The organism is Geodermatophilus bullaregiensis (assembly GCF_016907675.1).
GTDB classification, from domain to species: Bacteria; Actinomycetota; Actinomycetes; order Mycobacteriales; family Geodermatophilaceae; genus Geodermatophilus; species Geodermatophilus bullaregiensis.
On the sequence record NZ_JAFBCJ010000001.1, the window covers coordinates 2,000,637 to 2,014,350 of the forward strand.

Annotated in this window: 13 protein-coding genes; all 13 read right to left on the reverse strand. The window is 74.2% G+C overall.

Going from position 1 to position 13,714, the window contains the following annotated elements; genetic code table 11:
- Window positions 1-13 precede the first annotated feature (13 nt).
- On the reverse strand, window positions 14-313 hold the full coding sequence (nuoK, locus tag JOD57_RS09390) for an NADH-quinone oxidoreductase subunit NuoK (RefSeq protein ID WP_204691788.1): 300 nt from the start codon (window positions 311-313) through the stop codon (window positions 14-16).
- Window positions 310-1,137, reverse strand: coding sequence for an NADH-quinone oxidoreductase subunit J (locus JOD57_RS09395; protein ID WP_204691789.1), 828 nt, complete (start codon window positions 1,135-1,137; stop codon window positions 310-312). Before JOD57_RS09395 ends, nuoK begins: the two co-directional genes overlap by 4 nt.
- The gene (gene nuoI / locus JOD57_RS09400; RefSeq protein ID WP_275582072.1) at window positions 1,134-1,784 is read right to left on the reverse strand and encodes an NADH-quinone oxidoreductase subunit NuoI; all 651 of its coding nucleotides are present in this window, start codon (window positions 1,782-1,784) and stop codon (window positions 1,134-1,136) included. Before nuoI ends, JOD57_RS09395 begins: the two co-directional genes overlap by 4 nt.
- The gene (gene nuoH, locus JOD57_RS09405) at window positions 1,777-3,279 is read right to left on the reverse strand and encodes an NADH-quinone oxidoreductase subunit NuoH (RefSeq protein ID WP_307824578.1); all 1,503 of its coding nucleotides are present in this window, start codon (window positions 3,277-3,279) and stop codon (window positions 1,777-1,779) included. The genes nuoI and nuoH overlap by 8 nt, the downstream gene beginning before the upstream one ends.
- Window positions 3,276-5,858, reverse strand: coding sequence for an NADH-quinone oxidoreductase subunit G (locus JOD57_RS09410; RefSeq protein WP_204691790.1), 2,583 nt, complete (start codon window positions 5,856-5,858; stop codon window positions 3,276-3,278). The genes nuoH and JOD57_RS09410 overlap by 4 nt, the downstream gene beginning before the upstream one ends.
- Window positions 5,855-7,183: an NADH-quinone oxidoreductase subunit NuoF gene (nuoF, locus tag JOD57_RS09415; RefSeq protein ID WP_204691791.1), complete on the reverse strand. Its 1,329-nt coding sequence runs from the start codon at window positions 7,181-7,183 to the stop codon at window positions 5,855-5,857. Before nuoF ends, JOD57_RS09410 begins: the two co-directional genes overlap by 4 nt.
- Before the next feature lie 4 nt (window positions 7,184-7,187).
- Window positions 7,188-8,204 (reverse strand): NADH-quinone oxidoreductase subunit NuoE, encoded by a 1,017-nt coding sequence (nuoE, locus tag JOD57_RS09420; protein WP_204691792.1) that lies wholly within the window; start codon window positions 8,202-8,204, stop codon window positions 7,188-7,190.
- Window positions 8,201-9,523: an NADH-quinone oxidoreductase subunit D gene (locus tag JOD57_RS09425; protein WP_204691793.1), complete on the reverse strand. Its 1,323-nt coding sequence runs from the start codon at window positions 9,521-9,523 to the stop codon at window positions 8,201-8,203. The genes nuoE and JOD57_RS09425 overlap by 4 nt, the downstream gene beginning before the upstream one ends.
- A complete protein-coding gene (locus tag JOD57_RS09430; protein WP_204691794.1) occupies window positions 9,520-10,257 on the reverse strand; it encodes an NADH-quinone oxidoreductase subunit C in 738 nt (245 codons plus the stop codon). Before JOD57_RS09430 ends, JOD57_RS09425 begins: the two co-directional genes overlap by 4 nt.
- Window positions 10,254-10,931: a NuoB/complex I 20 kDa subunit family protein gene (locus JOD57_RS09435; RefSeq protein ID WP_204691795.1), complete on the reverse strand. Its 678-nt coding sequence runs from the start codon at window positions 10,929-10,931 to the stop codon at window positions 10,254-10,256. Before JOD57_RS09435 ends, JOD57_RS09430 begins: the two co-directional genes overlap by 4 nt.
- Window positions 10,932-10,961: 30 nt before the next feature.
- Window positions 10,962-11,324, reverse strand: a complete 363-nt coding sequence (locus JOD57_RS09440) for an NADH-quinone oxidoreductase subunit A (protein ID WP_204691796.1) — start codon at window positions 11,322-11,324, stop codon at window positions 10,962-10,964.
- A gap of 164 nt (window positions 11,325-11,488) precedes the next feature.
- Window positions 11,489-12,781 (reverse strand): geranylgeranyl reductase family protein, encoded by a 1,293-nt coding sequence (locus JOD57_RS09445; RefSeq protein WP_204691797.1) that lies wholly within the window; start codon window positions 12,779-12,781, stop codon window positions 11,489-11,491.
- 53 nt (window positions 12,782-12,834) lie between these two features.
- Window positions 12,835-13,506: a phosphoribosyltransferase gene (locus JOD57_RS09450; RefSeq protein ID WP_307824579.1), complete on the reverse strand. Its 672-nt coding sequence runs from the start codon at window positions 13,504-13,506 to the stop codon at window positions 12,835-12,837.
- Between the last annotated feature and the right edge of the window lie 208 nt (window positions 13,507-13,714).

Sequence of the window (13,714 nt, forward strand, 5' to 3'; positions counted from 1 at the left end):
TCCCCGGCTCCCGTCAGTACTTGAGCAGGTTGGCGTCGTCGACCGACGCCGACCGGCGGGTCCGGTAGATCGACATGATGATGGCGAGGCCGATCACGACCTCGGCGGCGGCCACGACCATCACGAAGAAGGCCATGATCTGGCCGTCGACGGTGCCGGTGGCCCGGGCGAAGGTGACCAGCGTCAGGTTCACCGAGTTGAGCATCAGCTCGATGCACATGAACACGACGATCGCGTTGCGCCGGACCAGCACCCCGACCGCGCCGATGGTGAACAGGATCGCGGCCAGCACCAGGTAGTACGTCAGCGTCACCGGTGACCGTCCTCCACGCCGCCCGTGGTGCCGAGCGCCGCGTCGGGGCTGCCGAGCTGGGCCCGGCCGGTCGGACGCGGCATCTGGTCGACCTCCTGCGCCTCGCTGCCGGTGGCCACGGTCTCCTCCGACGGGCGGCCGTCGGGCAGCAGCGCGGGGGCGGCGACGGAGTTGGCGCGGGCGTACACGCCGGGGCCCGGGAACGTCTGCGGCCGGTCGGTGAGGAAGCGCGCCCGGGACAGCTCCTTCTGGGTGCGGCGGGTGCCGGGCTCGCGCTCGATGTGGGCGAGCACCATCGCGCCGACGGCCGCGGTGATCAGCAGCGCGCTGGTCACCTCGAAGGCCAGCAGGTAGCGGGTGAACAGCACCTCGGCGATCGCCTCGATGTTGCCCTGCTCGCCCTGCGCGCCGCTCAGTCCGGTGGCCACCGTGTCCTGGGTGGCGCGGGCGATGCCGGCGCCGACCAGGCCGGCGAAGCCCACCCCGAGCACGATCGCCGCCACCCGCTGGCCGCGCAGGGTCTCCACCACCGAGTCGGAGGAGTCGCGGCCGACCAGCATGAGGACGAAGAGGAACAGGATCATGATCGCACCGGTGTAGACGATGATCTGCACCGCCCCGAGGAACGGCGCCTCCTGCACGACGTAGAACACGCCGAGCGCGAGCATCGTGTTGACCAGCCACAGCGCCGAGTGGACGGCGTTGCGGCTGAACACCATCCCCAGCGCCCCGGCCAGCGCGATCGGCCCGAGGACCCAGAAGACGACGGCCTCCCCGGTGCCCAGCTGCACCGAGGTGTCGGCGGCCGCGGCCAGCGCGCTCATGCCCGCTCCACCGTGACGGGCTCCGCCGCGGAGCCCTGCTGCGGCTCGCGCACGTAGTAGTCCTTCTCGTCGTCGCCCAGCCGCATCGCGTGCGGCGGGGCCTCCATCCCGGGCAGGAGCGGCGCCATGAGCTGCTCCTTGGTGTAGATCAGGTCCTGGCGGTTGTCGTCGGCCAGCTCGAAGTCGTTGCTCATCGTCAGCGAGCGGGTCGGGCAGGCCTCGATGCACAGCCCGCAGAAGATGCAGCGCAGGTAGTTGATCTGGTAGACGCGCCCGTAGCGCTCCCCCGGCGAGTAGCGCTCGTCCTCGGTGTTGTCGCCGCCCTCGACGTAGATCGCGTCGGCCGGGCAGGCCCAGGCGCACAGCTCGCAGCCGACGCACTTCTCCAGCCCGTCGGGGTGCCGGTTGAGCACGTGCCGGCCGTGGTAGCGCGGCTTGGTCACCTTCGGCGTCTCGGGGTACTGCTCGGTGGTCACCTTCTTGAACATCTGGCCGAAGGTGACGCCGAAGCCCTGGCCGGGCGCCGGGAGCAGGCTGCGGCGGGCCGGCGGGGCGGCGACGTCACCGCCGGCCCGCTCCACCGCACCCCTCGACGCCTGCGCGAGGCCCTTCTCCTGGCCGGTCGTCGTCGGGTCCTGCTCAGCCATCGGGGTCCTCCTGTGCGCGGGTGGCGGTGCTGCCGCGGCGGCCGCTGCTGACGACCCCGCTCCCGTCGGGCCGGCCGGCCGGGGCGCCGACCGGCTCGGCGCGGCGCAGCCGGGGTGAGGGAGGCACGGTCAGGTCCATGGGCGGCACCGGGAAGCCGCCCTCGGCGCGCGACGGGCCGGTGCCCTGCGCGGGCCGGCGCCGCGGTCCGGCCGGCGGCAGGACCTCCGCGTCCGGCTCGGTCGCCCGGACCGCCCCGGCCGCGGCCTGCTCGGCCATGATCCGGGTGTCGCGGTTGCTCATCCGGCTGGCGATCGCGAGGCCGGCGAGCACCAGCAGCGCGATCGGCACGCCGACGAACAGCGCCACCTGCCCGGTGGACAGGTCCGCCTCGCGGGAGACGGTGCGCATCGTGGCGACGACGACGATCCAGACCAGCGCCGTCGGGACGAGCACCTTCCACCCGAAGCGCATGAACTGGTCGTAGCGCAGCCGGGGCAGCGTGCCGCGCAGCCAGATGAAGACGAACAGCGCGGCGGTGACCTTGAGGAAGAACCACAGCAGCGGCCACCAGCCGGAGTTGGCGCCGTCCCAGATCGACAGCGGCCACGGAGCCCGCCAGCCGCCGAGGAACAGCGTCGCGGCCAGGGCCGAGACGGTGACCATGTTGATGTACTCGGCGAGGAAGAACAGCGCGAACTTCAGCGACGAGTACTCGGTGTGGAAGCCGCCGACCAGCTCGCTCTCGGCCTCCGGCAGGTCGAAGGGCGCGCGGTTGGTCTCACCGACGACGGCGATCACGTAGATGACGAAGCTGACCGGCAGCAGGACGGCGAACCAGCTCGGCCCGGTGAAGTCCAGGCCGAAGAAGGACACCTGGTTGCCGTCGGCCTGGGCCGCGACGATCTCCGACGTCGACATCGAGCCGGCGTAGAGGAACACCGCGACGATCGACAGCCCCATCGCGATCTCGTAGCTGACCATCTGCGCCGCGCTGCGCAGGGAGCCCAGCAGCGGGTAGGTCGAGCCGGAGGCCCAGCCGCCCAGCACGATGCCGTAGATCCCCATCGCCGAGCAGGCCAGCACGATGAGGACACCGATGGGGGCGTCGGTCAGCTGCAGCGGGGTGCGCTGGCCGAAGATGCTGACCATCGGGCCCAGCGGGATGACCGAGAAGGCCAGGAACGCCGGGACGGTGGCCAGGACCGGGGCCAGGAAGTAGACCGGCCGGTCCGCCAGCGCCGGCATGATGTCTTCCTTGAAGGCCAGCTTGAGCCCGTCGGCCAGGCTCTGCAGCGACCCGCGCGGGCCGACCCGGTTGGGGCCGGAGCGCTGCTGCATGCGGGCGACGACCTTGCGCTCGAAGACGATCGCGAACAGCGTCATCAGCACGAGGACCGCGAAGACGCCGACGATCTTGAGGAGCACGATCCACCAGACGTCGCGCCCGAAGTCCTCGAGCGTCGGCTGGTCGGCGGCGACGGCGAGCAGGGTCACGACCGGGCCTCGCCGGCGCTCGTCGCGGTCGCGCCCCCGGGTGCTCGGCCGCGGGACGACCCCGCGAGCTCGGTCGCCGCGGCACCTCCCGCGCCGGCCGGGAGGCCGCCGGGACGGCCGCCGCTGAGACCGACGACGCCGCCGGGCGCGGTACCCAGCTGGGTGCGCAGCTCGCTGCCGGGTGAGCGCATCGGCAGCCAGACCACGCCGTCGGGCATCTCGGTGACGGCCACCGGCAGGGTCACCGAGCCGGTGGCGCCGGTGACGGTGAGCCCGTCGCCGTCGACCAGGCCGAGCCGGGCGGCGGCCTCGGCGCCCAGCCGCGCCACCGGCGGGCGGGCGGTGCCGGCGAGCTCGGGCTCGTCGCGCTGCAACGTGCCGACGTCGAGCAGCTGCCGCCAGGAGGCCAGCAGCGCCTCGCCCTCGCCCGGCTGCGGGGTCGTGAGCGGCGGGACGTCGAGCCCGGTGGCCTCGGCCCGCTCGGGGGCGGCACCGAGTGCCGCGAGCTCGGCGCGGGCCGCCTCGGGCGTGGGCAGCCGCAGGTCGACGTCGAGGTACTCGGCCAGGCCGTGCAGCACCCGGCCGTCGGGCAGCTGCCCGGTGCCGTGCAGCGTGGCGTCGAAGGAGCGCACCCGCCCCTCCCAGTCGAGATAGCTGCCCGCCTTCTCCGGCGCGGCGGCGACCGGCAGGACGACGTCGGCGTGCTCGGTGACGGAGCCGGGCCGCTGCTCGAGGCTGACGACGAAGGACGCCGCCGCCAGGGCCGCCTCGGCCAGCTGCGGGTCGGGCAGGTCGGCCGGGTCGACGCCGCCGACGAGCAGGCCGCCCAGCCGCCCGTCGCGGACGGCGGTGAGGATGCCGGTGGTGTCGCGGCCCGGCGCGGCCGGGAGACCGGTGGGGTCCAGGCCCCACAGCGCGGCCACCTCGGCCCGTGCCACCGGGTCGGCGACCGGGCGCCCGCCCGGCAGCAGCCCCGGCAGGGCGCCGGCCTCCACCGCGCCGCGCTCCCCGGCCCGCCGCGGCACCCAGGCCACCCGGGCCCCGGTGGCGCGGGCCAGCGCGGCGAGCGCGGTGAAGGCGCCCGGGACCTCGGCCAGCCGCTCGCCGGCGAGCACGACCGCGCCGGGCTGCCGCAGCGCCTCGACGGCCGGCCCGCCCCAGGTGCCCTCGGCCAGCGCGCCCAGCGCCCGCGCCTCGGTGCCCGGGAGGGTCACCAGCACGGTGGCCCGCAGCTTCTGCGCCGCGCGGGTGGCGAAGGGCGCCAGGTCGTAGACCCTCAGCGAGCCCTTGCGCACCGCGCGGCGCAGCCGCAGGAAGACGATCGGCGACTCCTCCTCCGGCTCGAAGCCGGCGAGCAGCACGGCCGGGGCGGCGGTGAGGTCGTCGTAGGTCACCGCGCCGCTGTCGGGGTAGGTGCCGGCGACGTGCGCGGTGAGGAACGCCTGCTCCTCGGCCGAGTGCGCGCGGGCGCGGGCGTCGACGTCGTGGGTGCCCAGCGCGACCCGGGCGAACTTGGCGTAGGCGTAGGCGTCCTCGACCGTCAGCCGGCCGCCGGGCAGCACCCCCACCCCGCCGGCCGCGCGGGCGGCGCGCAGGCCCTCGGCCGCGGCCGCCCAGGCGTCGGGCCAGGACGCCGGCTCCAGCACGCCGTCGCGGCGGACCAGCGGGGTGGTCAGCCGGTCGTTGGTGGCGGCGTAGCGGAAGGCGTAGCGGCCCTTGTCGCAGGTCCACTCCTCGTTGACCGCCGGGTCCTCCCCCGCCAGCCGGCGCATGACCTTGCCCCGCCGGTAGTCGGTGCGCATCGAGCAGCCCGAGGCGCAGTGCTCGCACACCGAGGGCTCGCTGCGCAGGTCGAAGGGCCGCGAGCGGAACCGGTACTGGGCGCTGGTGAGCGCACCGACCGGGCAGATCTGGGTGGTGTTGCCGGAGAAGTAGGAGGAGAAGGGCTCGTCCTCGTAGACGGCGACCTGCTCCAGCGCGCCCCGCTCGAACAGCTCGATGAACGGGTCGCCGGCCACCTGCTGGGAGAAGCGGGTGCAGCGGGCGCACAGCACGCAGCGCTCGCGGTCGAGCAGGACCTGGCTGCTGATCGGCAGCGGCTTGGGATAGGTCCGCTTGACGTCGACGAAGCGGGACTCGGCGCGGCCGTTGCTCATCGCCTGGTTCTGCAGCGGGCACTCACCACCCTTGTCGCAGACCGGGCAGTCCAGCGGGTGGTTGATCAGCAGCAGCTCCATCGTGCCCTGCTGCGCCTTGTCGGCGACCGCGCTGGTCAGCTGGGTGTGCACGGCCATGCCGTCGCTGACCGGCATGGTGCAGGAGGCGACCGGCTTGCGCTGGCCCTCCACCTCGACCAGGCACTGCCGGCAGGCACCGACCGGGTCGAGCAGGGGGTGGTCGCAGAACCGCGGGATCTGGATGCCGACCATCTCGGCGGCCCGGATGATCAGCGTCCCCTTGGGCACGGCGACGTCGAAGCCGTCGATGGTGCAGTGCACGGCGTCGGGCGGGGTGTGCGGCCCGGGGACGCCGGGCGGCACCGCCGCGGCGGGCTCGGGGCTGGTGGGTGTCAAGGTCACGAGGCGACTCCGACGGGCTCGAGGCGCAGGGAGCGGCCCAGGCGGGCCTGCTCCTCGGGCGGCAGCAGGGCGACGTAGTCGTCGCGGAAGTACTTCAGCGAGCTGGTGATGCAGCTGGTCGCGCCGTCACCGAGGGCGCAGAACGACCGGCCGAGGATGTTGTCGCAGGTGTCGGTGAGCAGGTCGAGGTCGGCCGCGGTCCCGCGGCCGTCGACCATCCGCTGCAGCACCTGCACCAGCCAGTAGGTGCCCTCGCGGCACGGGGTGCACTTGCCGCAGCTCTCGTGCGCGTAGAACTCGGTGAACCGCAGGGTGGCCTCGACGATCGAGTCGGTCTCGTCGAACACCATGAGCGCGGTGGTGCCGAGCATGGAGCCCGCGGCGGCCACCGAGTCGAAGTCGAGCGGGACGTCGAGGTGCTCGGCGGTGAAGTACGGCGTCGACGAGCCGCCCGGCGTCCAGAACTTCAGCTCGTGGCCGGGGCGCACGCCACCGGCCATCGCCAGCAGCTCGCGCATGGTGGTGCCCATCGGGGCCTCGTACTGGCCGGGGCGCACGACGCGGCCCGACAGCGAGTAGATCTTCGGCCCCGGCGACTTCTCCGGCCCGAAGCGCTTGAACCACTCGGCGCCGCCGCGGACGACGAACGGGACGGTGGCCAGCGTCTCGACGTTGTTGATCACCGTCGGGGCGCCGTAGAGCCCGGCGACCGCGGGGAACGGCGGCTTGAGGCGCGGCTGGCCGCGGTAGCCCTCGAGCGAGTCGAGCAGCGCCGTCTCCTCGCCGCAGATGTAGGCCCCGGCACCGGCGTGCACGACCAGCTCGAGGTCGTAGCCCGAGCCGAGGACGTCGGTGCCGAGGTAGCCGGCCGCGTAGGCCTCCTCGACGGCGGAGACCAGCCGGCGGTGGGCGTGCACCGCCTCGCCGCGGACGTAGATGACGGCGAACCGGCACCGGATCGCGTACGCGGAGATGATCACGCCCTCCACCAGGGAGTGCGGGTCGGTCATCATCAGCGGCAGGTCCTTGCAGGTGCCCGGCTCGCCCTCGTCGGCGTTGACCACGAGGTACTTGGGCATCGCGGCCGGGCCGGTGGGCGTCTCCCCCGGCTTGGGCTGCGGGATGAAGCTCCACTTCATGCCGGTCGGGAAGCCGGCGCCGCCGCGTCCGCGCAGACCGGAGTCCTTGACCAGGGTGACCAGCTCGTCGGGCGACATCGACAGCGCGGTGCGCAGCGCGGCGTAGCCGTCGAGCGACTCGTAGGTGGACAGGCGCCAGGGCTGGTCGGCGTCCCAGCGCGAGGTGAGGACGGGGGTGAGGGGCACGGTGTCAGGCCTCCCTGGTGGGTCCCTGGCCGGAGGTCCCCGGCTCGGTGCCCGCAGGTGTGTCGGTGGTGGGCCGGGGGCCGGAGGGCGTCTTCCGGCCGTACTCGGTGCCCTCGTCGGGGTGCGTCTGCGCCGCGCCGGCGCGCTCGGCGGGGTTGTCGGCGGCGGCGACGCGGGCGTCGCCGGCCTCCTTCTCCGGCGTCTGGCCGGCGTCCCCGGACGGCGCGACGGTGTCCACGGGCTCGCCGGTGTCGGGAGCCCCGGGCTCGGGGCCGGCCATGGGCGGGGCGGTCTCGCCGCGCTCGGCGGCCAGCCGGACGCCGGCCAGCGTCGGGCCCCACTCCCCCGGCGCGTCGACGGCGGCGCGGGCACCGGCGGCGTCGGCGTGCTGGGAGAAGCCGGCCAGCTGCCGGGAGACGCCGCGGAAGTCGGTGAGCGGCGCGCCCCGGGTCGGCGGCGGCTTCTCGCCCCGGCGCAGCGCGGCCACCAGCGCGCGGGCGCTGTCGACGTCCTGCTGGTCGTAGAACTCGTAGTCGACGGTGACCACGGGCGCGTAGTCGCAGGCGGCCAGGCACTCGGCGTGCTCGAGGGTGACCGAGCCGTCGGCCGCCGTCTCGTCGTGGTGGACGCCGAGGTCGGCCGACAGCGCGTCCATGATCCGCTGCCCGCCGAGGACGGCGCACAGCGTGTTGGTGCAGACGCTGACCAGGTGCCGGCCGGTCGGGCGGCGCTTGTACATCGTGTAGAAGGTCGCGACCGCGCCGACCTCGGCCTTGGTCAGCCCCAGCTCCTCGGCGCACAGCGCGACGCCCTCGGGCGAGACGTAGCCCTGGTAGCTCTGCACCAGGTGCAGCATCGGCAGCAGCGCCGAGCGCGGCTGCGGGTAGCGGGCCATGATCTCCCGCGCCTCGATCCGGGTCTGCGCGGTCAGCGGCGGCAGGTCCGCGGTCACCGGCTCGACGGGGCTGTCGACCAGCCCCGTCGTCGCCGCGCCCTCCGCCGATCCGGGCAGCGCGCTCATCGATCGACACCCCCCATCACCGGGTCGATGGAGGCGATCGCGGCGATGACGTCGGCGATCATGCCGCCCTCGCTCATCGCCGCCGTCGCCTGCAGGTTGACGAAGCTGGGGTCGCGCACGTGGACGCGGAACGGGCGGGTGCCGCCGTCGCTGACGACGTGGTAGCCGAGCTCGCCGCGCGGCGACTCGACCGGCACGTAGACCTGCCCGGCCGGCACCCGGAAGCCCTCGGTGACCAGCTTGAAGTGGTGGATGAGGGCCTCCATCGAGGTGCCCATGATGTGCTTCACGTGCTCGAGGGAGTTGCCCATGCCGTCGGCGCCGAGGGACAGCTGCGCCGGCCAGGCGATCTTCCTGTCCTCGACCATGACCGGGCCGGGCTCGAGCCGGTCGAGCGCCTGCGCGACGATCTTCAGCGACTCGTGCATCTCCGCCATGCGGACCAGGTAGCGGCCCCACGCGTCGGACGTGTCGGCGGTCGGCACCTCGAAGTCGTAGGTCTCGTAGCCGAGGTAGGGCTCGACCTTGCGCAGGTCCCAGGGCAGCCCGGCCGCGCGCAGGATCGGCCCGGTCACACCCAGCGCGACGCAGCCGGTGACGTCGAGGTAGCCGACGTCCTTCAGCCGCCGCTGCCAGATCGGCTGGCCGGTGAGCAGCTTGTGGTAGGCGGCCAGCCGCTCGGGCATGACGGCGAGCCACTCGCGGACGGACTCGACCGCGCCCGGCGGCAGGTCCTGCGCGACGCCGCCGGGGCGGATGTAGGCGTGGTTCATCCGCAGGCCGGTGATCTCCTCCAGCACGTCCAGGCACAGCTCCCGCTCGCGGAAGCCGTTGGTCATGCCGGTGAGCGCGCCGAGCTCCATGCCGCCGGTGGCCAGCCCGACCAGGTGCGAGGCGATCCGGTTGATCTCCATGACCATCAGGCGGATGGTCTGCGCGCGCTGCGGCACCTCGATGCCGAGCAGCTTCTCGACCGCCATGCAGTAGCCGGCCTCGTTGTACAGCGGGGCCAGGTAGTCCATCCGCGTCACGAAGGTCGTGCCCTGCGTCCAGTTGCGGTACTCGACGTTCTTCTCGATGCCGGTGTGCAGGTAGCCGATGACCACCCGCGCCTTGGTCACCGTCTCGCCCTCGAGGTCGAGCACCAGCCGCAGCACGCCGTGCGTGGAGGGGTGCTGCGGCCCCATGTTGACGACGAGGCGCTCCTCGCCGCTGACGTCGACGCCGAGCGTCTGGTCCCAGTCGCCGCCGGTCACGGTGTAGACGCGGCCTTCCGTGGTCTCCCGTGACCCGGCGTACGGGTCGTACGTGGTGCTCACCGATAGCTCCGGCGGGTGTCGGGCGGCGGGATCGTCGCGTCGTGGTACTCCACCGGCACGCCGCCGAGCGGGTAGTCCTTGCGCTGCGGGAACCCGTCCCAGTCGTCGGGCATGAGGATCCGGGTCAGCGCCGGGTGGCCGTCGAAGACGACGCCGAACATGTCGTGGGTCTCGCGCTCGTGCCAGTCCGCCGTCGGGTAGACGCCGGAGACCGACGGCACGTGCGGGTCCTCCACCGTGACGGCGACCTCGAGCCGGATCCGCCGGCGGTAGGTCATCGAGGTCAGGTGGTAGACGACGTGCAGCCGCGGCCGGCCGGGTTCGACCTCCGGGCCGCCGCTGCCCTCGTAGTCGACGCCGGAGACGCTGCTGCACAGCTCGAAGCGCAGCGCCTCGTCGTCGCGCAGGGCCTGTACGAGGGTCAGCAGGTGCTCGCGGGCGACGAAGTAGGTGATCTCACCGCGGTCGACCAGCACCCGCCGGACGGCGGCGGCGTACGTGGCCGCGCCGACGGCCTCGATCAGCGCGTCGGTGACCTCGTCGAACCAGCCGCCGTAGGGCCGGTCGGTCGAGTGCAGTGCCACCGCGCCGCCGGGCTCGACCCGCACCAGGCCGCCGAAGCCGGAGGTGTCGCCGCTGCCGGAGACGCCGAACGCGCCCTTGCGGAACCCGCCGCTGCCCGCCGTGGCGCCCTGGCTCGCGTCGGCGCCGCTGCGGTCGCCGGGGCCGGTCACCGGGCGCCGCCGTGCTGCTCGGGCAGCAGGACGGCGTTGCCGCCGCGCCGCTCGATGGCGAACTGGCCGGCGCGACCGGCGGCCGCGGCCTGCTCGTAGGCCCGGCGGGCCTCCTTGTCGACGCGGACGCTGGAGGGCATCTCGACCAGCAGGTCGCGGGCGCGGCCCTCGGCCCGGTCGCGCTCGAGCTGGCGGGCGCGCCGCTCGCCCAGCGGCTCGTTCTGGATCTTGTGGTGCAGCTTGAGGATGGCGTCCATCAGCATCTCCGGGCGCGGCGGGCAGCCGGGCAGGTACATGTCGACCGGGACGACGTGGTCGACGCCCTGCACCACCGCGTAGTTGTTGAACATGCCGCCCGAGCTGGCGCAGACGCCCATGGCGAGCACCCAGCGGGGTTCGGGCATCTGGTCGTAGATCTGCCGCAGGACCGGCGCCATCTTCTGGCTCACCCGGCCGGCGACGATCATCAGGTCGGCCTGGCGCGGCGAGGCCCGGAAGACCTCCATGCCGAAGCGGGCCAGGTCGTAGCGGCCGGCGCCGGTGGCCATCATCTCGATGGCGCAGCAGGCCAGCCCGAACGTGGCCGGCCACAGCGAGGACTTGCGCGTCCAGTTGACCAGCTTCTCGACGCTGGTCAGCAGGAACCCGCTCGGCAGCTTCTCCTCGAGACCCATGTCAGCTCCCTGCCGTCGGTGTCATGGCCGTCAGTCCCACTCGAGCCCGCCGCGGCGCCACACGTAGGCGTAGGCGATGAAGACGGTCGCGATGAACACGACCATCTCGACCAGGCCGAAGACACCCAGCGCGTCGTTGGCGACGGCCCACGGGTAGAGGAAGACGATCTCGATGTCGAAGACGATGAACAGCATCGCCGTGAGGTAGTACTTGACCGGGAAGCGGCCGCCGTGCAGCGGCTGGTCGATCGGCTCGATGCCGCACTCGTAGGCCTCGAGCTTGGCCCGGTTGTAGCGGCGGGGGCCGACGAACGGCGCCACCGCCACGGAGAACAGGGCGAAGGCCGCGGCCAGCGCGAACAGGCCCACGATGGGCACGTAGGTCGAGAGCACAGCGCCTCCCCTCGGACGTCGCAGGACCTCGTCAGTGCTTGTGAACAAATTCACAAACGGATGGTCACGAGCCTATGCCCGAGGGTTCCCGAACACCAGTACGGGGGGTGAGCGAGTTCACGTCACCGTGTCACGGTCCGGTCACGGACCGGTCCGGGAGCAGGTCAGACCGAGGGCACCAGGCGGGTGAGCACCGCGACGGCGCGGTCGAAGCGGTCGCCGTCGCGGCCGTCGGAGAGGTTGCCCATCAGCCGCAGGGCCGCGTCCACCATCACCGGGCGCTTGAGCCCGTGGGTGGTGGCGAAGCGGACCAGACCGGGACGGTCGAGCAGCCCGAGGAAGGCCGTGCCGAGGCGGTGGTGGCGGCCGTAGGCCTCCTGCAGCCGCCGCGGGTAGCCGCGCAGCACCGCCTCGCGGGCCGGGCCCTCGGGAGCGGCCAGCGCCGCGACCGCCGTCTCGGCGGCCATCCGGCCGGTCTCCAGCGCGTAGCTGATGCCCTCGCCGTTGAACGGGTTGACCACCCCGGCGGTGTCGCCGGCCAGCAGCAGCCCGCGGGTGTAGGCCGGGCCGCGGTTGAGTGCCATGGGCAGCCCGGCGCCGCGCAGCGGCGTGACCGCGTGCTCCTCGCCCAGCTGCCACTCCGGTGGCAGCGTGGCCAGCCAGCGGCGCAGCACGGTGCGGGGGTCGGCCCCGCCGCCGCGGCGGGTGTCGAGCAGGCCGAAGCCGACGTTGGCCGTGCCGTCGCCCATGCCGAAGGACCAGCCGTAGCCGGGCATGGAGTCGGCGGTGGGCCCGTCGGCGGAGAGGTCGAAGGAGATGTCGAGGTAGGGGTCCTCACCGCGCGGCGTCTCCACGTAGCGACGGACGGCGACGCCGAGCGGGCGGTCCTCGCGGCGGGTCAGCCCGATCGCCTTGGCCAGCCGGCCCGACAGGCCCTCCGCGGAGACGACGAGCGGCGCGCGCCACGTGACCGGCTCCCTGCCCGGACCCGCCTGCGCGTGCACGCCCGCGACCCGGCCGGCGTCGTCGAGCAGCGGGTCGGTGACGGTCACCTCCTGCTCGATCCGGGCCCCGGCGGCCACGGCGTGGGCGGCGAGCAGCGGGTCGAGGTCCTTGCGGGCGCGGATCAGCCCGAAGTCCGGCCAGGACGACAGCCGCGGCCAGTCGACCTCGACCACCTGGCCGCCGCCGAAGACGCGCAGTCCCCGGTGCCGCACCCAGCCGGCGGCCGGGGAGGTGTCCACGCCCATGTCGTCGAGCGCCTTGACCGCGCGCGGCGTGAGGCCGTCGCCGCAGACCTTCTCGCGGGGGAAGCGGGCCTTCTCCAGCACGACGACGTCGAGCCCGGCGGTGGCCAGCGTCCAGGCCGCGGCCGACCCCGCGGGGCCGGCGCCGACCACCACGACGTCGGCGGTGCCGCCGGTGCTCGACGGGGCCTCGGACGTCGGACTCGGCACGCGCAGGTCCCCTCGCTCGTCGGTCGCCGGCGCCGGCCGGCTCGACCCCGACCCTAGGCCGGGGACCCGGACAGGGCCGCGCGGACCTCGTCGTCCGTGGTCTCGCCGAAGTCGTCGTAGTACCGGCCGACGGCGCCGAACGGGGACGGGGTGAGCAGGCAGACGACCTCGTCGGCGTCCAGCGTGGCGCAGGCGTCGACGGCGCCGACGGGGACGGCGACGACGACGGCGGCGGGGCGGGCCGCGCGGACGGCGGTCAGCGCCGCGCGCACGGTGGAGCCGGTGGCCAGGCCGTCGTCGACGAGGACGACGGTGCGGCCGGTGAGGGCCGGCGGCGGCCGGTCGCCGCGGTAGGCACGCTGGCGGCGGCGCAGCTCGGTGAGCTCGGCGCGGCGGACCTCGTCCGCGGCGGCGGCGTCGACGGTCACGGAGGCGAGCACGGCCTCGCTGCGGACGCTCGCGACGGTGTCCCCCACCGCGGCGAGGGCGCCCATGGCCAGCTCGGGCCGGCCGGGCAGCCCGAGCTTGCGGACGGCGACGACGTCGAGCACCGCCCCGAGCGCCGCGGCGACCTCGGCGGCGACGACGACACCGCCGCGGGGCAGGCCGAGGACCAGCGCGTGGGGTCCCAGCGGGACGGCGGCGGCGCGGGCGGGGTCGGTGAGGCGCGCGGCGAGCAGCCGGCCGGCGTCGCGCCGGTCGGCGAACGGACGGCGGCCGTCCACCGCGCCGCCGTCAGACGGGCTGGGGTCCCGAGGGCGGCGGGGCGGTGGGGTCCGTGGGGCTGGGCTGCGGGAACGGCGCCGGCGACGGGGGCGAGATCGGGTCGACGGGCGACGGCGAGGGCCCGGGCGGCTCGGGCATCGGCGTGGGTGTCGTCATGTGCCGACGCTAGTGGAAGGACCCCTCTGCTCCCCACCACTCGCACGCTCG